The sequence below is a fragment of the Clostridium thermarum genome, from assembly GCF_006351925.1.
Lineage (GTDB): Bacteria > Bacillota > Clostridia > Clostridiales > Clostridiaceae > Clostridium_AU > Clostridium_AU thermarum.
Map to the genome: position 1 here is coordinate 3075470 of NZ_CP040924.1, position 22606 is coordinate 3098075.

At 33.1% G+C, this 22606-nt stretch carries 24 protein-coding genes, 1 pseudogene and 1 other annotated feature; of the genes and pseudogenes, 6 read left to right on the forward strand and 19 right to left on the reverse strand.

The features are described 5' to 3' along the window. Window positions 1-3: 3 nt before the first annotated feature. The 3 genes from FHY60_RS13910 to ilvE form a co-directional block, all read right to left on the reverse strand. Window positions 4-687 (reverse strand): amino acid ABC transporter permease, encoded by a 684-nt coding sequence (locus FHY60_RS13910; RefSeq protein ID WP_139905591.1) that lies wholly within the window; start codon window positions 685-687, stop codon window positions 4-6. Window positions 688-699: 12 nt separating this feature from the next. Beyond that, window positions 700-1518, reverse strand: a complete 819-nt coding sequence (locus tag FHY60_RS13915) for an amino acid ABC transporter substrate-binding protein (protein ID WP_139905592.1) — start codon at window positions 1516-1518, stop codon at window positions 700-702. A 213-nt stretch (window positions 1519-1731) separates the two neighbouring features. After that, window positions 1732-1978: a binding site (T-box leader), on the reverse strand. Window positions 1979-2127: 149 nt separating this feature from the next. Beyond that, window positions 2128-2946 (reverse strand): branched-chain-amino-acid transaminase, encoded by an 819-nt coding sequence (gene ilvE / locus FHY60_RS13920; protein WP_207671428.1) that lies wholly within the window; start codon window positions 2944-2946, stop codon window positions 2128-2130. Between the two features lie 472 nt (window positions 2947-3418). Between ilvE and FHY60_RS13925 the strand changes: the two genes are divergently transcribed. Further along, the gene (locus tag FHY60_RS13925) at window positions 3419-3727 is read left to right on the forward strand and encodes a PadR family transcriptional regulator (RefSeq protein ID WP_139905593.1); all 309 of its coding nucleotides are present in this window, start codon (window positions 3419-3421) and stop codon (window positions 3725-3727) included. A gap of 89 nt (window positions 3728-3816) precedes the next feature. Here FHY60_RS13925 and chrA read toward each other — a convergent pair whose 3' ends face one another. Beyond that, window positions 3817-5016: a chromate efflux transporter gene (chrA, locus tag FHY60_RS13930; protein WP_139905594.1), complete on the reverse strand. Its 1200-nt coding sequence runs from the start codon at window positions 5014-5016 to the stop codon at window positions 3817-3819. 303 nt (window positions 5017-5319) lie between these two features. Between chrA and FHY60_RS13935 the strand changes: the two genes are divergently transcribed. From FHY60_RS13935 to FHY60_RS13945, 3 genes are read left to right on the forward strand one after another with little or no spacing between them, the layout of a single operon-like run. Beyond that, on the forward strand, window positions 5320-6396 hold the full coding sequence (locus FHY60_RS13935; RefSeq protein WP_139905595.1) for a GerAB/ArcD/ProY family transporter: 1077 nt from the start codon (window positions 5320-5322) through the stop codon (window positions 6394-6396). Next, window positions 6393-7484 (forward strand): Ger(x)C family spore germination protein, encoded by a 1092-nt coding sequence (locus FHY60_RS13940; RefSeq protein ID WP_163215793.1) that lies wholly within the window; start codon window positions 6393-6395, stop codon window positions 7482-7484. The genes FHY60_RS13935 and FHY60_RS13940 overlap by 4 nt, the downstream gene beginning before the upstream one ends. Window positions 7485-7496: 12 nt before the next feature. Further along, complete coding sequence (locus FHY60_RS13945) at window positions 7497-8963, forward strand: spore germination protein (protein ID WP_139905597.1); 1467 nt, start codon at window positions 7497-7499, stop codon at window positions 8961-8963. Window positions 8964-9147: 184 nt separating this feature from the next. Here FHY60_RS13945 and istB read toward each other — a convergent pair whose 3' ends face one another. Together istB and istA are read right to left on the reverse strand one after the other, a co-directional pair. Next, window positions 9148-9885 (reverse strand): IS21-like element helper ATPase IstB, encoded by a 738-nt coding sequence (istB, locus tag FHY60_RS13950; protein ID WP_139905598.1) that lies wholly within the window; start codon window positions 9883-9885, stop codon window positions 9148-9150. Beyond that, window positions 9882-11411 (reverse strand): annotated as a pseudogene (gene istA, locus FHY60_RS13955) (IS21 family transposase). The gene istB and the pseudogene istA overlap by 4 nt, the downstream one beginning before the upstream one ends. Before the next feature lie 458 nt (window positions 11412-11869). Between istA and FHY60_RS18140 the strand changes: the two are divergent. Further along, window positions 11870-12172 (forward strand): Arm DNA-binding domain-containing protein, encoded by a 303-nt coding sequence (locus FHY60_RS18140; protein WP_207671429.1) that lies wholly within the window; start codon window positions 11870-11872, stop codon window positions 12170-12172. Beyond that, window positions 12162-12890 carry a site-specific integrase gene (locus tag FHY60_RS13960; protein WP_207671430.1) on the forward strand — a complete coding sequence of 243 codons (729 nt, stop codon included), beginning with the start codon at window positions 12162-12164 and terminating at the stop codon, window positions 12888-12890. Before FHY60_RS18140 ends, FHY60_RS13960 begins: the two co-directional genes overlap by 11 nt. Before the next feature lie 417 nt (window positions 12891-13307). On the opposite strand, the gene FHY60_RS13965 is transcribed toward FHY60_RS13960, so the two are convergent. The 13 genes from FHY60_RS13965 to FHY60_RS14015 all read right to left on the reverse strand — a co-directional run bounded on the left by FHY60_RS13965 (window position 13308) and on the right by FHY60_RS14015 (window position 22597). Then, window positions 13308-13505: a hypothetical protein gene (locus FHY60_RS13965; protein WP_139905599.1), complete on the reverse strand. Its 198-nt coding sequence runs from the start codon at window positions 13503-13505 to the stop codon at window positions 13308-13310. A gap of 20 nt (window positions 13506-13525) precedes the next feature. Continuing rightward, the gene (locus FHY60_RS13970) at window positions 13526-13900 is read right to left on the reverse strand and encodes a hypothetical protein (RefSeq protein WP_139905600.1); all 375 of its coding nucleotides are present in this window, start codon (window positions 13898-13900) and stop codon (window positions 13526-13528) included. Window positions 13901-14201: 301 nt separating this feature from the next. Further along, window positions 14202-14789, reverse strand: coding sequence for a hypothetical protein (locus FHY60_RS13975; RefSeq protein WP_139905601.1), 588 nt, complete (start codon window positions 14787-14789; stop codon window positions 14202-14204). Then, window positions 14773-15567, reverse strand: a complete 795-nt coding sequence (locus FHY60_RS13980; RefSeq protein ID WP_139905602.1) for a hypothetical protein — start codon at window positions 15565-15567, stop codon at window positions 14773-14775. Before FHY60_RS13980 ends, FHY60_RS13975 begins: the two co-directional genes overlap by 17 nt. Then, window positions 15557-16114 (reverse strand): FtsK/SpoIIIE domain-containing protein, encoded by a 558-nt coding sequence (locus FHY60_RS13985; protein ID WP_139905603.1) that lies wholly within the window; start codon window positions 16112-16114, stop codon window positions 15557-15559. Before FHY60_RS13985 ends, FHY60_RS13980 begins: the two co-directional genes overlap by 11 nt. Further along, window positions 16111-16281, reverse strand: coding sequence for a hypothetical protein (locus FHY60_RS18000; protein ID WP_163215791.1), 171 nt, complete (start codon window positions 16279-16281; stop codon window positions 16111-16113). The genes FHY60_RS13985 and FHY60_RS18000 overlap by 4 nt, the downstream gene beginning before the upstream one ends. Window positions 16282-16291: 10 nt before the next feature. Further along, window positions 16292-16465: a hypothetical protein gene (locus FHY60_RS18005; protein ID WP_180375415.1), complete on the reverse strand. Its 174-nt coding sequence runs from the start codon at window positions 16463-16465 to the stop codon at window positions 16292-16294. Next, window positions 16456-17313: a ParM/StbA family protein gene (locus FHY60_RS13990; RefSeq protein ID WP_139905604.1), complete on the reverse strand. Its 858-nt coding sequence runs from the start codon at window positions 17311-17313 to the stop codon at window positions 16456-16458. Before FHY60_RS13990 ends, FHY60_RS18005 begins: the two co-directional genes overlap by 10 nt. A 428-nt stretch (window positions 17314-17741) precedes the next feature. After that, complete coding sequence (locus FHY60_RS13995) at window positions 17742-18167, reverse strand: FxLYD domain-containing protein (protein ID WP_139905605.1); 426 nt, start codon at window positions 18165-18167, stop codon at window positions 17742-17744. A 107-nt stretch (window positions 18168-18274) separates the two neighbouring features. Further along, on the reverse strand, window positions 18275-18979 hold the full coding sequence (locus FHY60_RS14000; RefSeq protein ID WP_139905606.1) for a peptidoglycan recognition protein family protein: 705 nt from the start codon (window positions 18977-18979) through the stop codon (window positions 18275-18277). Between the two features lie 2 nt (window positions 18980-18981). Beyond that, complete coding sequence (locus FHY60_RS14005; protein ID WP_139905607.1) at window positions 18982-19392, reverse strand: phage holin family protein; 411 nt, start codon at window positions 19390-19392, stop codon at window positions 18982-18984. Between the two features lie 186 nt (window positions 19393-19578). Next, window positions 19579-20247 carry an acyltransferase gene (locus tag FHY60_RS14010; protein WP_139905608.1) on the reverse strand — a complete coding sequence of 223 codons (669 nt, stop codon included), beginning with the start codon at window positions 20245-20247 and terminating at the stop codon, window positions 19579-19581. Between the two features lie 64 nt (window positions 20248-20311). Next, the gene (locus FHY60_RS14015) at window positions 20312-22597 is read right to left on the reverse strand and encodes a BppU family phage baseplate upper protein (protein WP_163215789.1); all 2286 of its coding nucleotides are present in this window, start codon (window positions 22595-22597) and stop codon (window positions 20312-20314) included. Between the last annotated feature and the right edge of the window lie 9 nt (window positions 22598-22606).

Here is a 22606-nt window from a genome sequence, read left to right on the forward strand (position 1 = left end):
TTCTTACTTTGCTACAAACCTGTCAAGCTTCTTTTCCACTCTTCCTTGAACAGCGCTTAACACCGTACAGAAGATTAAATAAATAAATGCCACTTCAACATAAAGCAAAAGCGGTTCATAGGTAGCAGCCGTCACCCTTTGGGCTACCTGGAACATTTCTGTCAATGTTATGGAAGCTGCCAAAGAAGTATCCTTTATTAGACTTATGAAAGAGTTGAAAAGTGGTGGTATGGATACCCTGGCTGCTTGAGGCAGTATAATTCTCTTAAGTGCCTGAGTACGGGTCATACCTATTGAAGCTGCTGCCTCCCACTGACCTTTAGGTATGGACAAGATAGCAGCCCTTATGACCTCAGAGCTGTAGGCACCTACATTTATTGTAAAGCCTATTATTGCTGCCGGCAGAGGATCCAATATTATATTAACCTTTGCCAAACCATAGAAAATAATAAACAGCTGTACTAACAGCGGAGTCCCTCTGATTATCCAAACATAGAACTTTGCAAGGCCTATCAAAGGCTTGACCTTTGATAGCCTTGCAAGAGCTGTTAATAGGCCTACAATCAGGCCAAGGGTAAATGCAATCAAGGCTACCGGCACAGTAAAAGCTATACCGGCCTTTAGCATGGGCCAAAAGGAGTCTAAAGCTATTTGTACAAGTCTTAAAATTCGTTCATTCAAGTTCATATTATCACCACACTATTTTGAAACATCAACACCAAACCACTTCTTTGAAATAGTTTCATAAGTTCCGTCTGCCTTCATGTCATCCAGAGCCTTGTTAACCGCATCCACTAATTCTTTGTTGCCTTTTCTGAACATTATTCCACTTGAGCTAGCATCACTCCGCTCTGCAGCTATTTTAACCCCCACATCGGGTTTTTGCTTTAGTAAATCGTAGTAAGATAAACTGTCATTTATAGTGGCATCTGCTCTTCCGGCCAGCAGTAGATCTATTGCTTGATTAAAGCCTTCTGCTGCTACTATTTCCGCCCCATTTTCTTTAGCAATATCAGCATAGTTACTTGTCAATGATTGTGCAGCCTTTTTGCCTTTTAAATCTTCAAACTTTGTAATATCAATGTTATCCTTGACAACTACAAGTACTGCTCTTGAAGTGATATATGGGTTTGAAAAGTCATACTTTTCTTGTCTGTCAGGCCTTATTCCAACTTGATTTACAATCATATCAAATCTCTTTGCATCAAGACCGGCAAACATTCCATCCCACTTTGTTTCAACAAACTCAGCTTTAACCCCAAGGCGCTTTGCAACTTCCTCCGCTATTTCTACGTCGAAGCCGGTCAGCTTGCCATCATTATCATGAAAGGTAAATGGCGCATAGGTTCCTTCTGTTCCTATTAGGATTTTTCCTTGGCTTTTTATGGTTTCTAACAAGTTAGTTGCAGTCTGCGTACTTTCATTATTTAATTGATTATTTTTTGAGGCACAGCCAGCAAAACCTGCCACTAAAGTTATAGCTAATACAGCACTTATGAATATATTTCTTTTTTTCATTCTAATCTCTCCTTTTTATTATTTATTACTATTCTGTTCAAATACATTTTTGATATTTTCTTCACTTTTAAGTAATTTTTATAATCATAACCTTCACATTGCACTGTTTTTCATTACCGCCTCCCCCTAACTTTTTTATACAATGTTTTTGATTTATGTCATAGGATAAAAATGGGCAATTGCACCAAAATCAAAAAACTCCTACCTCTAAAATTTAGAGGCAGAAGTTATATTCCGCGGTTCCACTCTAATTAACAAGACTAAAGTGTCATGTTATCTCATTGATTCAGGTACATCCATACCCTAACGCTTTAACGTGCGTACACGCTGCCGTCTACTTAATTTTCGAAGCAGTGCTCAAAGACGCATTCACATAGTTTACACTCAAAGTCCCTTTCAGCTAATAGAACTTCTCTCTGTCAGTTTAGCCTATGCTACTATTTCTTATCACAGCATTTTTATTATAATCACAATAATAATATAAGTTATCCTAGCGGTTTTGTCAACATTATTTTAATAATATATTTACTGCCGGTACTAATTATTTTCCCCTTCATCAACTTCTTCAAAAAAGTTCCAAACATCTTTTGCTTCAGCTGTATTTCCTATTTATACCAACTCATTCCCTGCTACTTCCCGCTTTTCATCAGGCTGAGACTTGTCCACTGCAGTTTTTCTGCATCCAAATTTTCTGGGCACACTTATGGTATCCCATAAAATATTTCTTTTACCGGATAGTCTCTTTGTGTACATACTTTGTATTTCTCTTGTAATTCTAAAGTTTCCATCACCAATACTAATCTTGTCTATAGTCTTTAAAGGTGTTATCTCTGCCGCAGTTCCCACAATGAAAACCTCATCAGCTATATATAATAATTCTCTAGGAATACTATTCTCGACAATTTCGTAACCTTTTAACTTACATATTTTTATCACAGTGTCTCTTGTAATCCCTGATAGTGCAGATGAAGCTATGGATGGAGTATATATTACTTTATCCTTTATCAAAAAAATATTTTCTCCACTTCCTTCACTTAATAAACCTTGTGAATTTAGGGCCAGCCCTTCATCATATCCATTCGCCAATGCTTCCATCCTAATAAGTTGTGAGGATAAATAGTTTCCACCAGCCTTTGACAATGCAGGCATTGTATTTGGTGCCAATCCAGACCAACTTGAAATCTTTGCATTGATTCCATTTATAACTGCTGAATCCCCTAACAATGGTGACCATTCCCATGCTGCAATCACTACATTAACTGGGCACTTAGTAGGATCTACACCGAGTACATTATATCCTCTAAAAACAACCGGTCTTATATAAGCCTCCTGAAATTGATTTTCTTTTATCGTATCAATAACTGCTTGCTTTATCTCCTCTTTTGTAAATTTTATACGCCCTAATCCCCTCAAAGAAACTACTTCCATAATGAACAACATGTTGATAAAACATGAATTTTTGCTTCATCATGATTTACAAATTTCCCATCCATCCAAATTCTTTGTCAATATTATAAAAAAACTGGCGCTCATAGTACGCCAGTTATTTTCCTCTTTCCATGATTATAGTATATATCCTTACTCTGCTCTTCAGTAAGTTCATTATTTATTTTATCATATAATCTTCTTTGAATTTCCTCATCAAAATCTCTATTTCTTTGTAATACTCGTAACTTAGCTGCAATAATTCTAAATATTAAAACGTTACCTGTAACATGTCTGGTAATATATTACACTCTATATTTCTTTTCACATCCGTGTCCCTTCCTTAGACTAAAACTCCTTGACCATAGTATCTTCCCATTGATAAAATAATATCATTAACTGCAGATATATGTGTGATTCTCATATCGTGTTTCGATATAACTATTATACTAAGAATAGCACAGGAGGTATGCAAATGCAAGAACAAATATTGCGTAAACTATTTTTAGGATTTATTCATATTCACATACTACATCACGCTAAGAAGAAACCTTTTTATGGCGTTTGGATGATAGATGAACTTAAAGAGCATGGATATGAAATTAGTGCCGGTACCCTATATCCTATACTTCACAATTTAGAGAACAGTGGTGTCCTTAAAGTAGACGAAAAGAATGTAGAGGGAAAAATAAGAAAATATTATTCAATTACTGAGCTCGGGGAAGAGATCCTGAAAGAAGCCAGAGCAAAAGCCAAGGAATTATTTGATGAGATTAATGAGTAATCCTTCACTTATTTAAGCCTGCAACACAAAGCACCCTAAGAGGATTCTCTGGGTGCTTTAATATAGAAATAATTTACGCTTCTTGTGTTTTATATAATAAATCCTGCAATAAGAACCAGCACTACAATTAATGGAGCCGGAACCTTTTTTGTAAATAGCAGTGCTGTGGTGATAATTATGACTATAAAATTATCAATTGCAAATCCGCTCTTTTGCATCAGAATTACTGCGGCTGTGATAATTAGACCACCTGCAGCGGCAGTAATACCTTTCAAAGAAACCTTTATACCTCTAATCTTCTTTAGGTTTTCCCATACAGGGTATACAAAGTAAATTAATAGAATCCCCGGTAAAAAGATTCCTATGCCCCCTGCAACAGCTCCCATAATCTGATGGAGCACATTGCCGCCTCTGGATGCCATCCCACCTGCGTAGGCGCTAAAACTGAACATCGGTCCCGGCAATCCTTGTACCAGCCCATAACCAGTCAAAAACTCCTGATTTGTCATAAACTGATTCACTTCTACTAACTCACTATACATAAGCGGTACAACTACCTGACCTCCGCCTATAACCAAGTAACCATATCGGTAAAAACTTTCAAATAGATGAATAATTTTATTGCCGCTAATAGATGCAAGTGCCATACCACCTATAGCAAATACTGCAAAAGCTATTAGATACCTCCATGGCGGATTCAATTTTACAGGATTCCAAAGCTCCTCTTCTTTTGAAGTGATGATACTCACTATTCCACCAATTATAAGAACCAAGGGGAAAATCCAGGGTTCACGAATAAAGTAGGTAGTTATGGCTCCAAATATCAATAATGCTACTGTTATCTTGTCTTTTACTACCTTACGGCCAATTGTATATGCCGCTACAATAATAAAGCCAACTGCCATAGGCCCTATATAACGGAGTCCATCAAAAGATAGATTCATTCCCTCCAGAAATTGATATAAAAACGAAAGTAAAGTCATTAATGTAAGTACCGGTAAAGCCCATACAAGCATTGTAAGAAATGCAAGTATCGGTCCTCCCATTTTGTAACCAATGGCAACTAAAGTTTGTGTACTACTTGGACCTGGTAAAATGCCACACAAAGCAATAAGTTCAATTAGTTCTTCTTCCGTTAAATACTTTTTCTTTACCACCATTTGGTCAGTAAAAACACCGTAATGTGCCTCAGGCCCTCCATAAGCTCCCAAGGAACAGATTAAAACGTCTTTTAAAAAGGTCAGCCAGTTTACTCTATTTTGATTTTCTAGTTTATTTACTTTTTTCAAACCTAAATCCTCCTTTCTTAGAATGTATTATAATGATTCAACTTTTTATCTGATCTGCTTTACAACAAGCCTTCAAGATAACCTGATAACGGATACCGTTATCGCATTACTATATCAGTATTATATTATAGATTATAAATAAAAGCAATACTTAACTTCAAGGAATACATGAATAGTATCAATATACCAAATATAACTTTATATTCTCTCGCATATCCATTTGTATAATTTCAGGAATAAAGTAACAATATATAATTAATCTAAATTATATTTTAACTTTTTTCAAAACTAAAAGGTGATTATATGAAAGAATACTCTAATAAAATTACCCGTTTTCAATACATGTATATAATTCAAGGTTCAATGATTGGAGTGGGGCTGATTTCTTTACCCTACGCTGTAAGTAATATAGCTAAACAGTCTGGCTGGATTTCAGTATTATTATGCGGAATTTACCCTTTATATGTTACATTGGCAGCATGTACAATTTATAAAAATATGAATTATATTAATTTTGTTGAGTTAAATACCCAGTTATACGGTAAGATATTATCCATTCTGTTTATTTTTATATTTTTTACTTACTTTTCATTGATTGCAATTTTTACACTTTCTGGTTTCATAAATATTTTAGTTTTCTCTACAACAAAATTTCTATCTCCTTATTTAATAATTATTATTACTGTTTTTCTTGTTTATTTAACCATAAATGAAGGTTCCACTAACTTGGGAAGAATTTCTGAGTTTCTATTTCCGCTAACACTTTTTATTATACTTATACCTTTTTACTTTATTAACAAAGGAAATAGGGTGAATTTATTACCGATCATAAGCGATTATAAATCCATATTTGCTGCTATGCCAACCGCCTTATTTTCTTACTCTGGTGTCGAAATTTCCTTATTAATTATACCTTTTATCAGCGATAAGAAAAAAATTAAACTATTTTCTTCTGCAGGCAGTTCAATGACTATTTTTATATACACTGTTGTAGTACTTCTTGTAATAAATTATTGCGGCTTTAAACTAACTTCAAAACTCCAATATCCATTTTTATATCTTGTATCATCAGCTGAATTCCCTGTTATATCAGATTTTGAACCGCTTTTTTTATTTTTATGGGGAAATAAAATTTTTCAAACTATATCTTCAATGGCTTTTGGAGCTTCTTATACTATGACAAAGGTTTTAAATATCTCTTATAACAAATGCTGTATCCTAGGCTGTACAGTAACTGCTGCTATTTCATGTTTTTTTATTCCTGAATATAACAGATCTGAAGCTATAGATAAAATATTACCTTACTTTGTAATATTTTCATTGCTATGGTTAACCATTTCCTTGTTTTTCAGCTTTATGAGAAGAGGTGTGGTAAAATGAAATTTTTAAAACTTTTAACAGTTATTTTATATACTATGTTACTGACAGGGTGCTACAAAAAAGCTCCTATAGATACAACTTCTGTTCTATCTGGAATTGGCAATGATGTTGTGGACAACGCTACTTTTTCTATTACTTATGAGTTTCTCGTATTTAAAGACCAAAATAAAATTTCTAAATCAGCTATAACAGAGGAGGGCAGGTCAATATTCGATATATACAACAAGAGACTTCTTGGAACAAAAAAATCCCTTATTACTGGAACAGCAAGACTTCTTCTAATAGGTGAAGATAGGGCAAAATTAGGCATTCAAGATATAATTGATGTTTTTTTAAGAGACCAAGACAGAAATTTAAATACTGCTATAGCAGTATGTAAGGGAAAAGCTAAAGATATATTAGACATGGAACCTAATGAAGCCTCTACTGTATCCGAAGAGATAGAAGATTTAATAGATACTTCCTTCGAGACTAATTTTACTCAGTGGGATGTAAATATTAAAGATCTCTTTAATATGAAATTTCAGGCAGGAAGAAGAATAATGGTTCCCTATATAGAAAAATATAAAGATACTGTAAGATTAACCAGCATAGCAGTATTCGAAAATAATAAAATGGTTTTAATAATTCCTGCAGATGATGTGAAATATATAAATATTTTAAGGAACTATAATTCAGTTGGATATTTAACTTTTAAATCAAATACACCATTGGGTTCAACTGATATACTATGCAAAAGCAAAAGAAAGGTAACAGCTTATATTGATGATGGTAAAATTACTTATGACATTAAAATTAATATGAAAGCAACATTAAAAGAGCTGGATGAAAATATATTTAAAAAATTAGATAAAAAAACTATAGATAATATTCAAACTTTGTATTCAGAAGAATTAGAAGCAAAATTAAAAGATATCATAAAAAAATACCAAGGTGACTTTAATATAGATGTTTTTGATATTGAAAAATATGCATTAGCCAAATTAGGTAAAGATAAGGAAACCTTTGTTAAGAATAAATTTAATAGTGCTAAAATAAATGTAAATGTAAATATGACAGTTAAAGATATAGGAAGACTGATACAATAGGAGTGATTGGATATGAATGCTGATATACTTAATACTAATATTTATAATAATATTAAAAATATCTCATCTAAACTTCCATCCAATGCTAATTTTATAAACAGAAGACTTATTATACCTGAAAATATAGGCTGTAATATTTTGTATATTTCTGGTATTGCTGATAAAAACGATGTACAGGAAATAGTATTAAAACCTTTGTTAAATACTAATATCTATTTATCGAGTAATAATAACACTCTTGTAGAGGAATTAATTGAAAAGAAAATATATTCATCTGAAGTTACTGTTAGCACTTCTATGAAGAATATTTGTTCTGAAATTATGAATGGTAAATGTGCTATATTATTGGATAATGTGGATAAAGCAATTATTTGCAATGTTACAAGTGCTAAATATAGAAACATCACTGAGTCAACTACTGAAAAGAGTATTTTCGGTTCAAGAGAAAGCTTTGTAGAAAATATTGATCTTAATTTAACAATGCTTCAAAGAAAGCTTAAAAATCCTAATTTTAAGATTGAAAAATATACTATGGGTGACAAAACAAATACTGAGGTTGCATTAACATATATAGATGGCATAATTGATCCTTTAGTTTTAAGCAACATAAAATCTAAATTATCAACTATTTCAACCCCAATATTATCTTCATCTGGAATGTTAGAACAATTATTCGATGATAAACCCTGTGATATATTCCCAATGGCTAAAACTACTGAACTACCAGACAAAACTATGTCTGATTTAGTTCAGGGCAAAGCCGCTATATTTATTGCCGAAACCTCCAGTGCATTAATTATTCCAGCAACTTTTATAGAGTTTTTTCAAGGTAGTGAAGATTATACTGATAATTCAATTATCTCCAGCTTTTCAAGGTTACTTAGGCTTATTTCCATAATAACTGTTATTATTTTAGAACCCATTTACTTAACCCTGCTTATACATAATCCTGAGCTTTTTCCATATAAATTGATTTCAGTAGTTATTTCCTCAAGACAAAATATCCCCTTGCCTCCTTTCCTTGAAATTTTTGCAATGGATTTAGCTGTTGAAATTTTACGTGAAGGCGGACTAAGGCTGCCTAACCCAATAGGAACTACTCTAGCTATTGTGGGCGGTATAGTTATAGGACAGTCTGCTACTAAGGCAAGTCTTGTAAGTGACATAACTCTTTTTATTGTTGCTATAACTGTTATTTCAACTTTTATAATTCCAAATTATCAAATGACATTAACAATAAGGTTTATTCGATTCCCTTTATTAATTCTTGCACAAACATTTGGTTTTTTCGGCCTGTTATCCGGATTGTATTTATTTCTTGTTATCCTTGTCAAAATGGATAACTTTGGGGTTCAATACTTTTCTCCCTTTATTCCAATGCGATTTTCCGATTTAGCTGATACAATAATTAGAGGCCCGTTAAAAAAAGTGCTTTCAAATCCCAAAAGTTTACATCCAAGTAAAAAGACAAAAAAATAATAATTTTGTTTTTTACTTTTACATTGCTTTGAAAACCACTGGCATAGCTAGTGGTTTTCAAAGCAATTTAAAAAGCTACAATCTTTTGTGATTGTAGCTTTCCGACCAACTGTGTGTTATGCAATAATTAAATACAAACTTTTGAAAAAAATCTTTGCAACATCCGCATTACCATAATTGTAAATTAATTGTATTTCATTAATGAATTCTGGAGCCTCCAGCTGGGGCCGTCAAATATTAGTAAATGACTGTGATGGACCATCCTATCAAGTATTGCGTTTGTTAGCTTTTCATCGAAAAAGATGCTGTTCCATTTACTGAATTCAAGGTTTGTAGTTAATATTATGCTCTTCTTCTCATAGCATCCTGCTATAACCTGGTATAATAGTTTAGCCCCTTCAATGTCAATTGGAATGTATCCCCATTCATCGCATATCAATAGGTCTACCTGGTCTATCTGTTTTAATAATTTTTTCAATGTCCCATTATTTTTTGCATCTATTAGTTCGTTAACAAGTGCAGCTGTTCTAAAGAACTTAACCTTCATATTGTTCATGCAAGCAGCTACTCCAACCGCTACTGCAAGATGTGTCTTACCTGTGCCTACTGGTCCATATAGTATTAAATTCTCTTTCTTATTCACAAATTCTGCACTTTTAAGTGCATCTATTGTTAGACTAATCGGTATTTCAATATGCTCAAATTTGTAGTTTTCAAAGGTCTTAATGACATCGAATCCTGCCTGTTTAAGGTATCTATTTTTTCTTGTAGCTTCTCTATGCTTTATTTCTATTTCAAGCACTTTAGCAAGAAATTCTTCATGACTGTCAGCTTGTATAGTTCCTATACTTCTAACAATATTTGTCCCAAGTTTAAGCTCTTTGCAGTAATTTCTTATGTTATTTACTATTTCTTCGTTCATATTGCAGACACCTGCCTTTTGTACAGGCTATCATATATGTCGATGTCTGATCGATATTCTTTAATGTCTGGGATATTGTCATTAAGATTTATTTCATTTATTGCAACATTTCCCGCATTCTTAATTCGATAGTAAGTTGCAATAATACTGTCTATGTCTTTAACCCCATTATTTAATGTTTCTTCTATAGCCTTTGTTGCATTTTTTATTCCTAATTATTCATCTCCTTCTATCATTTTCATAAGTGCTTTAATACTTCGTTTTTTACCTTCATAATCTTGGCTATCTATATAGTCCTTCCAAATATTAGGTAACTCGTTAAAAAATTTTGTATATTTTATTGCTTTAGGCCTTCTTGATAGAGCTTCAAGGTAAGGATACCACTTCATCGACTCTTTATACTTATCATAAATTCTTTCATGAGTTACTATTGTTTTAAATTCCTTATTCATTATTATCACTTTGTCAGCTGTCGCTTTTACAATTACTTCTTCACCTGAATAAACTGGCGATGTTGAATAAAGATTAGTTTCAAACTCTGCCTTCCCATACTTGTCTGTTATTGCAGTTTTTATTCTGCCTACCTCAAATTCCTTTTCAGGTAGCTTAAACATAAATTCTTTTTCTTCTTCAAGTAGCTTTAAAATCATTTCTCCTTTTTTATAGTGTCCTCTTTCCATATCAATGTCCGAAAGCTTAAGTAATTCCTTATTGTATTCATCAATATTTTCAAAATGTGGAATAGGAACAAACAAATTTCTTCTATGGTATCCTACTTTATTTTCAACATTCCCCTTTTCGTGTCCGCTATTGGGATTGCAAAAATTAGCTTCAAATCCATAATGCAGAGCAAATCTCTCAAATTGTTCAACTAAGTTTCTCTCTCTATTTTTACCTAATATTACTGCAGCCGAAAGATTATCAAACCATATTTTGTATGGAACATGGCCTATGTATTCAAAAATCTTTTTCATTCCTTCTAAAAGACATTCTTGATTTTCTCCCTTAAAAATCTGAGTATAACCGCCATTGCTGTATGGAAAAGTCATATTTAAATAATGTCCTTCAATTTGTTTTCCTTTTTCATAGAACACAGCCTGCCCAAAATCAACTTGTGCTTCACCCATAGGATGTTCAAGGGGAATATATCCTTCTTCATCTTTGTAAATTTCTTTCTTCCTCTTTGCAACATAATCTGCTATTGTTCTATAACTTACATTAAGAAGTTCTTTATATTCTTATTTTAATCTTGTATAAATTCTCTTAGCAGTATGTCTTTGTTTAACTGGAGCCGTCTTATCTTCCTCTAACCACCTATTAATTATTGGTATTACGGGTTCAATCTTTTTAGGCCCTCCTCTTTTATCTCCTTCTTGTTTACCTAAACTTTGATTAAAATCAGCTTTTTCAAGATATTTTATTACTGTTCTATAATTATGCCCAGTAATTTTAACAATTTCGTTTACTTTTTTCCCTTTACTATAGTACAGCTTTTTGATATTCTTAACTTGAGTCATTGTTAACATTCCTTTCTACCCCCTTTAGCCTCGTCAACTAAAGGGTAGTTTATTTTGAGGATGTTGGCAATGACTTTTTTCCATTTTTTTATTTGTATTTTATTTCTGCAACTCTTTGTATTTATATTTTACACTAAACATTTATCAACCTGTTTATGAGTTTGAGGTAAATATTAATGGAGTGGTAAATAATATATTTATATCTGCATTAAGAAATAAATAGTGAATAATTTTCATATACAACGAACCAAAGATGGTCAACTCAGAATTCTTTTAGTATTCTTACAATATCAACACTATTCCTTCACTAAACCAATGTTTATAAAACACCATACTACTTTCTTGAAAATATAAAATAGTTCTGATATATTTATCACAAGAAACCCACTTAAGTTTCAATTCCACGAAACCTAGGCATTTTTATGCATTAGGTTTTTATTTTTTGCAAAATAAAAGGAGGAATTTTTGTGGGACACTTAAGAAAACGCGGAAAAGGTTGGGAGTATGTAGTTTGCTTAGGACGTGATCCAATCACAGGTAATTTAAAGCAAAAATCAAAAGGAGGATTTAAGTCCAAAGAGTCAGCCAAAACTGCCATGATGGAACTTGAACTTAAAGTATCAAAGGATCAGTATTTTGAAACAGAGGAAATGACATTAAAAGAATACCTTGAATACTGGTTTGATGCCTACCCTTCTGTTAATGTTGCTCCATCCACACTAAAAAGATATAAGGAATTTTGCAACACCATTAATGCAAATGCTGCATAATAATCCAACCGATAATGTAAAACCGCCACAACCTAAAGATTATGAAATAAAAGTTTGGGACGCTGAAACTTCCTCTGCTTTTTTAGAAGCAATAAAAAACGAATCTATTTATTTACCGGTTCTTATAGCTTTACAGACAGGAATGCGTGAGGGCGAGGTATGTGCATTAAAATGGGATTCAATTGACTTGGAGAGAAAAAATCTATATGTAAAACATACTTTGAAAAGAGATAGCGAAAATGAAATTGAATTGAAAGCACCTAAAACTAAGAGATCTAAGAGAAATATTAAGTTAATGGATGAAACTGTGAAGGAATTAAGACATCAAAAAAATATCCATAGATTAAATAAGATTGTTTTAGGAAAGGATTATAAAGATGACGAATATGTATGTGCTTGGCCAGATGGAAGAGTTATAGATCCCCATTATGTATGCAGCAGATTTGTAAAACTTGTTAAAAAGTATGGTTTTCCGGAGCTTACCTTTCACGGGTTGAGACATACTCACGCTACATTATTGCTTCTGGCTGGAGTGCACCCCAAAGTTGTAAGTGAAAGACTAGGCCACAGCTCTATAACAATAACTCTAGATTTGTATTCACATGTATTACCGGATATGCAGCAGGAAGCAGTAGATAAGTTATCTTTAGTATTAAATAATAAAAAGCAATCTTCTTTACAAGAAAAAAGCAAATTGACTTTTTCAAGCGATTTATAACAACTTTTTAGTAAATTCATATAAAAACATTTCATAGGCTGGTAGGGGTCAGATACCTCTGCCAGTTTAATTATTTTTTGCTGATTGGCATATGATTGGCAAAGTGCCATTTTAGGACAATCCACTGCAAATAAAAAAGATGTTTCAAATCATTGAAACATCTAACTTTGCGTTGTGGCAGGGGCAACAGGACTTGAACCCGTAACCAACGGTTTTGGAGTTCTTAGTGCGCTTTAATCATTATTGTACAAGTTCTATCAAAATATATAAATTCTAAGGGTTTCAGCTACTGCTTATGCATCTTTTTCTCTCATGATTTATCATGCTTTATCATGATTTTTCAAAATTTCACACCCATTTTTACACCCACTAAATAAAAAAATACCAGGTATAAATTGCTTATACCTGGTTAAAATATTAATAGTAAGCTGATAAGAAAAATGCTAAAAATATTATCGGATATAGCTTACTAGCAATATACCATAAAGATATATTGTGATGTGCTGCAATGGACTTAGCGCTTTGGACGGTTGCATAAGTCTTTCCCTGTAGCACTTCTATTTTTTTTGATAAAGTTATTTTCTTTCTTGGGAATTTTATTACTTTTGCTTGCATTGTTTATCATCCTTTCCATGTCAGTGAATAAATTTATTCATCATGGTTATAATAGTGGTATAATGTTCATTACTCAGGAATGGACTTTTGAGTAATGAATAAATTTCGTGAGCATCATTCTTATATTTGGCATTATAGTACTCACGGTAATCTTTTAAAAACTCCCTCAAGGAGTATTTGATGTAAAGGATCTGTTCTCTATTAAGCTGGCCGGCTTTAATAGAATCATGAAACAGGTCCTTTGCTTCGTGGTACATAGAGTTATAAATTTCATCTTGAGTAAGACACAGTGTAGCAGCGATACTCTCCTTTCCACCTTTAATAATGTCCTCAGCATAATGATTTTCCTTTGGAATATACTTATGCATTAGTGTTTTGATTAAATAAGTTAGCATACTTTTCCCTCCTTTCGTTTTGCAAAGCTCGCGCCTACGGCTTGAGCAAAATCTTAAAAGTATTGCATATCTTTTCATCCTAAAGGTGATTCTTTGCTTTGGTTTTGTATATATAAAAAGATATGTACTGCACCCACAGAGTTAATTTTATTGTGGAAAAGGCTGTGTATAAGGTTATGTTTTACTCTGTGGGATGTTAAACTTAATACACAAAATTAATACTTAGAAATGGCTGTTTTCCATAATTACCTTGCCTCGATAAGTAATGTAGAGCGGTGCGGAATTAGTAATAAATAATTAACTATGCAATAAGTCCAAGAACACGGTTGAAAGATTGGGACAGGTCAAATGGAACATACGTAACCTCGAAGTTATTGCTTTCGTATTTTGTTAAACCGGTGCCCATTACAACGATTTGCGGAAATGTTCCACAGCATTCTTTTCGCAAATCTCCGTCACGATAAAGCTTTTCATATAGCTGAAATTTACTCATTCCAGTAAAGTGTGTTAAATCCACTTCCAATAGAATAAAATATAAATATCCATCAAACTCAAACTTAAAAAATCCGTCTGGCCGTAGCATGCCCTTGAGGTATCTCGGCTCTTTTTTTATTTCTATATTCTTACAGCCACTTTCAAAGAGCTTACTATAAAAATCTAATATATAGATATCATGGGCAGAAATTTTATCCTGTACATAGTACACTTTCTCCTTTGTAACACTATTTTGATAGCTTTTTAAAAGTCCACGAAGTTCTAGATCTCTTAGCTTCCTTTGAGCATAGTTATATCCGTTTTCAGTATTGTAGAATATCCGTTGGCACTGCTTAATGGTAATAACTTTATGTTTTTCTATGTGTATAAGAATGTCTTTATCTATCTGCACCATTGTTTACACCTACCTTTACAGCTCCCGGCCTCCTAGTACCAACCGGAAGAATATTATTTTGTTGGAGTGAAGCAACCTTGTTTTCTTCTAAGTTTTGATACTCCTGAAGTGGCATACAGACATAATTTTCTCTTAATTTAGCTGTTTCTTCTATTGAGAGAATGCGAGACTTTTTTCCAACCTGTGGTTTCTCTTTTACTTCTACCTCAGGAACCTTTATTTCAGGAACGTATTTATTAAGAATCATGAAATCTTCATCAATCGTAGGAGCTTTAAAAGTAACATAACCATCATTACAACTGCAGATAAATTCTTGACTTTCAAGATATGCAGCATCATTAATGTCTATGGCATTTCTGCTATCTAATTCGCTTCTTTGTTTTGCAGTAATTACAGTAAGTTGGCTTTTTAATTCTCCATTACCTCCAAGATTGGCAGCAGTGGTCCTTTGTATTAAACCTATGAAGTGGACACCAGCAGAACGACCAGCTTTTACAATATCGTTGAAATAATGAAAGAACGGATTTGCTTCATCTTTGCTGCCTGGTTCCATAAAAAAGCTTATTTCCTCGGCTCCAATAATAATTCGTTTCATTTTTTTGTTAGGGAAATTTTTATTCCATTGGTTAATATTTTTAATTCCACATGCAGCAAACTGCTTTGACCTTTTGTGTATAATATCAGTGAGTTTTTTTAGAATTACAAGAATTTCAGAAGGATTATCTGATGTGAATTTTACAGATGGGCAATTCTTGAAAATATCAATTTCACCCTTCATTTTTTGCAGTAAGTATATCTATCTCTTTTTTGTTATGGTAAATTAAATTTGTTAGTATTGTAGCGAATAGAAAACTCTTCCCGGTGCCAGTCTTACCAGCTATTAAAACATGAGGGTCTTTATTTAGGTCAATAATGTATTGAGAACAGTCCAACTTATAGCCTAAAAACAATTCATTTGATTTTGTCTTTACAGGTGCATATTCAAACTGTAAAAGTTTATTTATAATTTTTACTGAAATATAGTCCTTAAATCTTTCCTTTTCAAACTCTATTAGGCAGTTTAGGTTATCTTGCAATATATCTTTAGCCTTTATTAAAGCACTTGTAGAGCATCCACGTGGAATAGTAACGTTACACCAATACCCATACTTTCTCTTAAAAATACCGGTTATTTTGAAAGTTTCATCATTCTTATTTTTAATACCATCTGCCTTGCAGGCCTGTAATGTCTCTTCCCATTTCTTTTTAATCTTTCGAGTTTCACTATCTTTCAAGTAGTTATATCCGTATACAAGAGCTGCAGCAGTAGCAAACTCTATGATCATTTCTTAGCAACTCCTTTCTTTTCAGAACCTTTAGAAAAAGCATATGCATAAAATCCTAGACCTATCAGGATAACTGCTCCTTCAAAAGGTCCCAGATAAAATATAGCCCCTACTTTAACGCACATGCCTTTTATAAAACTGAATACCGCTTTATCTAACCAAAACATAACTTGCCTCCTAAAAATCAAACTCAATTCCTTTTTTACTACTATTAATTTTCTTTTTATTTTTCATATCTTCTTTTATTAGTTGCTTAATATAAATACTGGATGATAACTGCTTGTTAGCATATTCAAATAATTCTCTTTCCTCTTTTGTTTCTTTGAAACTTACAGATATTTTCATTGCCATAACTGCTCACCATACCTTTCAAACTCTATCGCATTTCTAAATAGACTATTTTCAACAAGCTCTGCCTGGGGTATCCTGTTTTTTATTGCTTTAAAAAGTAACTGTCCACCGCCCCCAAGCACATGTACATCTTCGGTTTTTAAGCTATATTCGACCCTTAAGTCATTAACTAAGCTATCTACAAAGCTTCTAAACACATCTAGTACAAAACCTATATCCTGCAAAACTCCATTAATCTTCAATCCTTTTTTAAATATTTTCTCCATGTCTGATGCAGATAGGTCAAGTGCAAATTTACTGTTTATTAACTTTGCAGCTTCAGAGTATAAATTTAAAGTGCCTTTAGCATAGGATAAAGGATTTAATATCCTCATTCTTCCGTTCTCATACCGTTTTAAACAGCAATCAGTGGTCCTTCCCCCAATGTCTATACTAATCCCCTCGATATCTACTGCAGCTCCTTCCGGGATTATTTCTACATCTGAAATAATAATTCTCCTGTTTCTACCATTCATCTCTATATCTTTAATGCGGTTACTCAGAATCCGTTCCTTTAGTTCGTCCTTAAATTCTTTGTACTGGTTCATTGGCAAACCACATACCACTTGATTTTCTACATCATGAGTGCTCATAGCAATAGCATGGAATAATAAAGGGATAAAATTCTCTTGTCTTGCTTTATTTAGTTCTGTTTCATAATCCCCGGTACCAATATAGTACTTAACTCCGTCCATAACAAATTCAATTCCACTTCCCATGATGCTGGCCATTTTTGACACTTTTGAATCAATAGTATACAAGGTTGATGTCTTTAATTTAATATTTCCCTTGTCTACACCTAAAATCATGATTACTTTTCCTCCTCTTTGACTCTCTTGATATATTTATATGCACGTTTGCGCAAATATGTGCATACTTTTAAATAAAAAAATAAAGCCTACTTTTTTTCAGTAGACTTTCTTTGCATGTCTTCGAGTATTAATTGTTTTATATAAGTACTCGGCCCAATTAACTCACTTTGTTTCAACAACCATTCATAGAGCTTATTCTCTAGTTCATTATCTTTAAAACTTAAATTTATTTTCTTACCCATGTAACCACCTCAATATATCTTATTCTTCAAAGTGTATAAATTCCCTTCTTTTGGCAAAAATTTAACTGAGGTGATATTTTGTGAAAAAGAAAAGTAATGTTAATATAGGCTTAACCGTAAAATTAGCTGCAGTAACTACAGTGATTGCAATTGTAATTAAATTAATATAAATCTCCAATAAATTTAATATCCTGTTACTTCGACTATTTCATACCTATATGCTTTATCGTCAAGAACAAGAGCCTTAAAACTCCATACCGCATTATTAGCAAGATTCTTGACATTATCGAATGTACTGTCAATTTGATTACCGTTTCTGTCATAAAGATTTATGTCTACTCGTGCATAGCTTAGGTCCTTTCCGGATGTATTCTTTATTCTACCAACTACGTACCTTATACTTCCATCCTTTTTAAAGTTAGCCCCTAGTAATTCAAAGTTAGATTTGCTATTTTGACCTGATACTGTAGTGTTCCCATTAAATGAACCACTAGTATTTTTGTTATCACTTAAAGCGACATATACTAATAATAAAATAATAACTGATAAAATCCCAAAGTACCAAGCAAGCACTTTACCGTTAGCTTTTACCTTCTGCCTTTTCTCCAATTCAATTACCCCCTAAAAATAATTATATATACATAAAGTTCCACAAAATATACCATTTTCCTTCTATAATATCAAAAAATAAAAAAAGCCCCGGGAATTCCCCGGGGTTATACTAATTTGGCAGCATCTCTAAAGCTATCATATCTTGTTGTTCCTGGCTTGCCGCCTATTTCAATTACCTGGTCCGCCTTTAAACCACTAGCGTCAAAGTCAGACTTTTTCATAAGTGGGCACTGATTTTTCTGTGAAACTAGTACTGCAGCAAATAGATCTGCATCACCGAAATAAGTAACTATTTTTTTCAATTCCTTTTCCTCCAATCTTTTTCTAACATCTTCCCGGAATGTATTCATGTTCTTCCCATGCTTAGGGAACCAGTGCATTACATCACCATGGTTTGTAGCTATACCCCTCTTAAATCCCTCGCTATGGTCCAAAATATCCTTTTCTGTGAGTTTAAACATCTTGCACAGGTATACGCACAGATCCACAGCATTGTTATAAGCCTTATTAAAATATTCCTTGTCATTCAAGTCTTTAGGCTCACATATCTCGAAACTAACATGAGTATTGTTGGCCGCTCCCCCTGCGTGCCATCCTCTATGATCCCAGGGAAGATACTGCATAACTACCTTATCGTCAAGGAAAGCATGAACACAGGCGCTAGTCCCTGGTTTGTTCCACCTACTAAACCAATCGGCCGCCATTATTCCAGGTGTAGCAGTAGAATGAACCATAATACCTTTGACAGTTATCTTCTTGCCAGCCTTATAGCAGTCGTTATTTGTCATGTGCTTAGTTGTTATGTTCAAGTTTACTCCTCCTTTTTTACCACTTTCTTACCGTCTTTTAATTGGATAAGAGCGTCTTTTAACTTTTCCGGTACTGGAACCCCAAGCACAGCAGCGTTTTCTATAATGCTTATGCCTTCCATTGCTACATAGAAATAACATACTACGGTCCTAAATATCCAACCTTGATTCATTAGTCTATCAAGCAATACAGCTAAAATCAGTATTAATAAAATACTGAACTTTTTCTTTAATCCTGCAAATCCTATAGAGCTGCTAACGTTCTTGTTTTTGTAACCGCATAAGATACCCATTATGTAATCAGTTCCCATGCATGTTATTAATATCTTTATCGGTAAATCCCATGTTCCAAACAACCATGATAGCATTCCTCCAATAGTTCCGGTAAATAATCCTAAAATTTTATCTTTCATTTTTACACCTTCTTTCTTAATATAGAAAGAGCCTTGGATCCATTCCAAAGCTCTATAATTTTTGATTAAGTTGTTACGCAATAGTTTCCTATTGCGACATTGATAAATCCAACGATATTAATATTATTTTAATAGTTTTGTGGATAAATAACCTATAAGACTGCTAGTCAATAAAAACATTCCTTTTTAAACTTCCCAAGATATGTTTTCACGTATAACTCGTATTGGATTGCCTCCTATTAGTGCATTGTTGAGATTAATTTTACTGTGTACACAACTATTTGACGCTACAACAGAATCAGTGCCTATTTCAGTACCTTTTAATATTGTACATCTACACCCAATCCAAACATGATTGCCGATTTTTATTGGTTTACTGTGATTATTTATAGTTCCATCCGCATTCTTAATTTTGTGAAAATCAGTATCCATTATTAAGACTTCCCATGACAACAGGCAATCATCTCCAAACTCAACTTTTTTAGAACATATTATCTCGGAATGACCTGTAACTACAAAATTATTACCTATAATTAATGCTCCACCATAATGAGTTATTTTTGTACCATATCCTAAAGATGCGTTGCCATTTATCACTATCTCGCCTTTGCAATCTCGCCATATACATTGAGAGTGAATAATATCCTTTGTTCCAACACTACCAAACCCAATTTTAACCATACCAAATTTAATAGGTGCATTTATTGTAATTTTCCCTTTTGTTTCTGCCAACCATACTTTTGAAGATATTAAAAAAGGAAACTTTATTGCATCTTTAAATTTAAAATATTTAAAATTAAAATAAATAGTTTTTGGCAATCCAAATAGAAACCATAATAACTTATAAAAAATCATATAGAAACCTCCACTAACATTTTATATACTAATATACCACAATTTAGTGAAGATTTCCATTATGTTACTTCAAATACATGAAATCAATTACTAGATAACTTGTGCTTGCTTGCGCACCCCAAATCACTACTTCTCCATTTGTTCTAATTTCACCGTTAGTTACATATTTGGTATTATCCGTTTTATATCCCATAACACACAAATTAACCTTATTTAACGGTCTGAATACTTGACTTAAGGTGAATACAATTGCATTGTTAGAACTTGCTCCGGGAACAACCGTAACATTTCCCCAAACCATGCCGTTTTGATAGTAAACATAGTCTGAATTTCCGCTACCACTTTCTTTTGTATAAGTGTTTTGGAACACTAATTGCTCAGACAACATATTCGCTGAATAATCAACAGTAAAGGTCTTTGTATATCCTGTTATACTACCCACACAGTCTAAATTATCATTAATAGTTAATATATTACCAACAACATGCTCTGTACCATACCAATCAAGCGGATATGAATTTCCATATGTCTTTATATTTCCTATAATATCTGTCACCTTTACAATGAGATAATCCCACTCTGACGTATAATATTTATAATATAAATCAATATAAAGGAAGTCTGCATCCTCTTTCCCAACGACAGCAAGCCTATCCCAATACTTAATATTACTACAGAACACATTGACATTGTAATTATTAAAATTTTTAGCTAATGCAGTATCTTTAAATCCCTGTAGTTTAACTTCTAAATCGCATGATTTAATTTTAGTTGAATAACTGTCATTTTTGTTTGCGATGTTCATTTGAAGAGTTAGAGAACCAATTCTATTTTCCTTTGGTATCTTTATGGTGGCAAAATTGTAATTAACATTGCTATTTGATGATTCGTGTGGCTTGGTGATATAATAATCCAAGTCCTTTTCTCTTGGCTTGCCCTGAATATTTATATACCTACAGTCTTTAAAAGTTACCTTGTTATTGAAAGCTTCTTTGTTAATAAGTATACATGGCTTTGTGATTGCTTGATTTTCAAACTGACAATTTTGAGCATATACAAAAGGATTGTTTGTGGTATGATATTGTATGACTTGCATATTATCAGGTGCAAAATTAGGATTTGAGAAATAACCACAACTTATTAACCTTACGTCCTTTTCTACATTAAAGCCTATCTGAGTGCTATCTGCTAAGCATGATTCAAAGATATTCCCTGCGGCTTTAATATCAAATGATATACTACCTGCATTAAGTCTATCAGGTTGCACTATCCAAGGATGAACTCTACTAAACCTATTTCCTCCTCTGTTAGTTTGAACTCCGACTGTCCAGTTTACCATCCACACATTTTCTATGTGCGAATCTGTAGTATTTACTACTAATGCGATATTATCAGCCAAATTGGTGTCGATTGTATTCTCAAAGTAAACATTGTTTAAGATTGCTTCGACGGAAGTATTATCTGATGGGTCTGACCTTAAAATCAATCCCCTATTTATACCATTTTTAAAGACGGTTTTTTCTATAGTGAAGTGTCTAAACCAACTTACTTCTACTAGTCTTTTTGCTTTACCATCTCCATCAAATACTCCACCTATTATTGAATGACCAGTTGGATAAGTATTTGCTTTCCCCCATTTTACCATGTAATCCATGTTGGCAAGGGCTTTTATTGTAGCTTTTTCATGAAGCAGTAGATTTACATTGTTATCAATTATGAGCGGTGAACTTATGCCAAAAGTTCCTGGGGGAAAATATAGTGTTTTATTAGGATTCGCATTTATTAAACTTTGAAGTATGCTGTAATCATCTCTTCCATCACCGAAAGCTTTACCCAATCCCTTAACATTTACTTGCACAATATCCGCCAATTGCGAATCTAAATTGTTCATACGCTCATCATATTGCTGTACGGTAGCGTTTAATACTTCATATTGAGCAATATAATTTTCTATCTTTCCGATATAGTTCTCGCTTATTTTGCCCTCGCCGATACTGCCCTCAACTTGAAACACAAAGGTCGGCATATTGAGTATTTTACCATCCTTGCTTCTATGAACCTCGCACTTTACGTTCCCGGGTGCCGCTAATGTTTCAGACCTTAATACACACTCTACTTTTCCGTTTTGAGCATCAATGATGTTTACTCCGGAAGTGCTGTCCTGGAAAACTACTGTACCATCAGGTTTCAAAAACCTAAATTCTATATCCTCTCCGGTAATGTCAGTTACTAATCCATTGTCAAATATAGAAACCTCCAATACTGCAGTATCTATATTGCCTTGCTTAAATTTAATATTTGTAGCAGCATTCTTTTTAATGTCATAGCCTATATAATATCTACTTTCCAAATTTGTCAC

What these genes read in the sequence shown, in the direction of transcription:
- FHY60_RS13910 (WP_139905591.1), bottom strand. Translation starts at nt 687, where the DNA reads ATGAACTTGAATGAACGAATTTTAAGACTTGTACAAATAGCTTTAGAC.
- FHY60_RS13915 (WP_139905592.1), bottom strand. Translation starts at nt 1,518, where the DNA reads ATGAAAAAAAGAAATATATTCATAAGTGCTGTATTAGCTATAACTTTA.
- ilvE (WP_207671428.1), bottom strand. Translation starts at nt 2,946, where the DNA reads ATGGAAGTAGTTTCTTTGAGGGGATTAGGGCGTATAAAATTTACAAAA.
- FHY60_RS13925 (WP_139905593.1), top strand. Translation starts at nt 3,419, where the DNA reads ATGCAAGAACAAATATTGCGTAAACTATTTTTAGGATTTATTCATATT.
- FHY60_RS13935 (WP_139905595.1), top strand. Translation starts at nt 5,320, where the DNA reads ATGAAAGAATACTCTAATAAAATTACCCGTTTTCAATACATGTATATA.
- FHY60_RS13940 (WP_163215793.1), top strand. Translation starts at nt 6,393, where the DNA reads ATGAAATTTTTAAAACTTTTAACAGTTATTTTATATACTATGTTACTG.
- FHY60_RS13945 (WP_139905597.1), top strand. Translation starts at nt 7,497, where the DNA reads ATGAATGCTGATATACTTAATACTAATATTTATAATAATATTAAAAAT.
- istB (WP_139905598.1), bottom strand. Translation starts at nt 9,885, where the DNA reads ATGAACGAAGAAATAGTAAATAACATAAGAAATTACTGCAAAGAGCTT.
- FHY60_RS13960 (WP_207671430.1), top strand. Translation starts at nt 12,162, where the DNA reads ATGCTGCATAATAATCCAACCGATAATGTAAAACCGCCACAACCTAAA.
- FHY60_RS13965 (WP_139905599.1), bottom strand. Translation starts at nt 13,505, where the DNA reads ATGCAAGCAAAAGTAATAAAATTCCCAAGAAAGAAAATAACTTTATCA.
- FHY60_RS13970 (WP_139905600.1), bottom strand. Translation starts at nt 13,900, where the DNA reads ATGCTAACTTATTTAATCAAAACACTAATGCATAAGTATATTCCAAAG.
- FHY60_RS13975 (WP_139905601.1), bottom strand. Translation starts at nt 14,789, where the DNA reads ATGGTGCAGATAGATAAAGACATTCTTATACACATAGAAAAACATAAA.
- FHY60_RS13980 (WP_139905602.1), bottom strand. Translation starts at nt 15,567, where the DNA reads ATGAAGGGTGAAATTGATATTTTCAAGAATTGCCCATCTGTAAAATTC.
- FHY60_RS13985 (WP_139905603.1), bottom strand. Translation starts at nt 16,114, where the DNA reads ATGATCATAGAGTTTGCTACTGCTGCAGCTCTTGTATACGGATATAAC.
- FHY60_RS18000 (WP_163215791.1), bottom strand. Translation starts at nt 16,281, where the DNA reads ATGTTTTGGTTAGATAAAGCGGTATTCAGTTTTATAAAAGGCATGTGC.
- FHY60_RS18005 (WP_180375415.1), bottom strand. Translation starts at nt 16,465, where the DNA reads ATGGCAATGAAAATATCTGTAAGTTTCAAAGAAACAAAAGAGGAAAGA.
- FHY60_RS13990 (WP_139905604.1), bottom strand. Translation starts at nt 17,313, where the DNA reads ATGATTTTAGGTGTAGACAAGGGAAATATTAAATTAAAGACATCAACC.
- FHY60_RS14005 (WP_139905607.1), bottom strand. Translation starts at nt 19,392, where the DNA reads ATGAAAGATAAAATTTTAGGATTATTTACCGGAACTATTGGAGGAATG.
- FHY60_RS14010 (WP_139905608.1), bottom strand. Translation starts at nt 20,247, where the DNA reads ATGATTTTTTATAAGTTATTATGGTTTCTATTTGGATTGCCAAAAACT.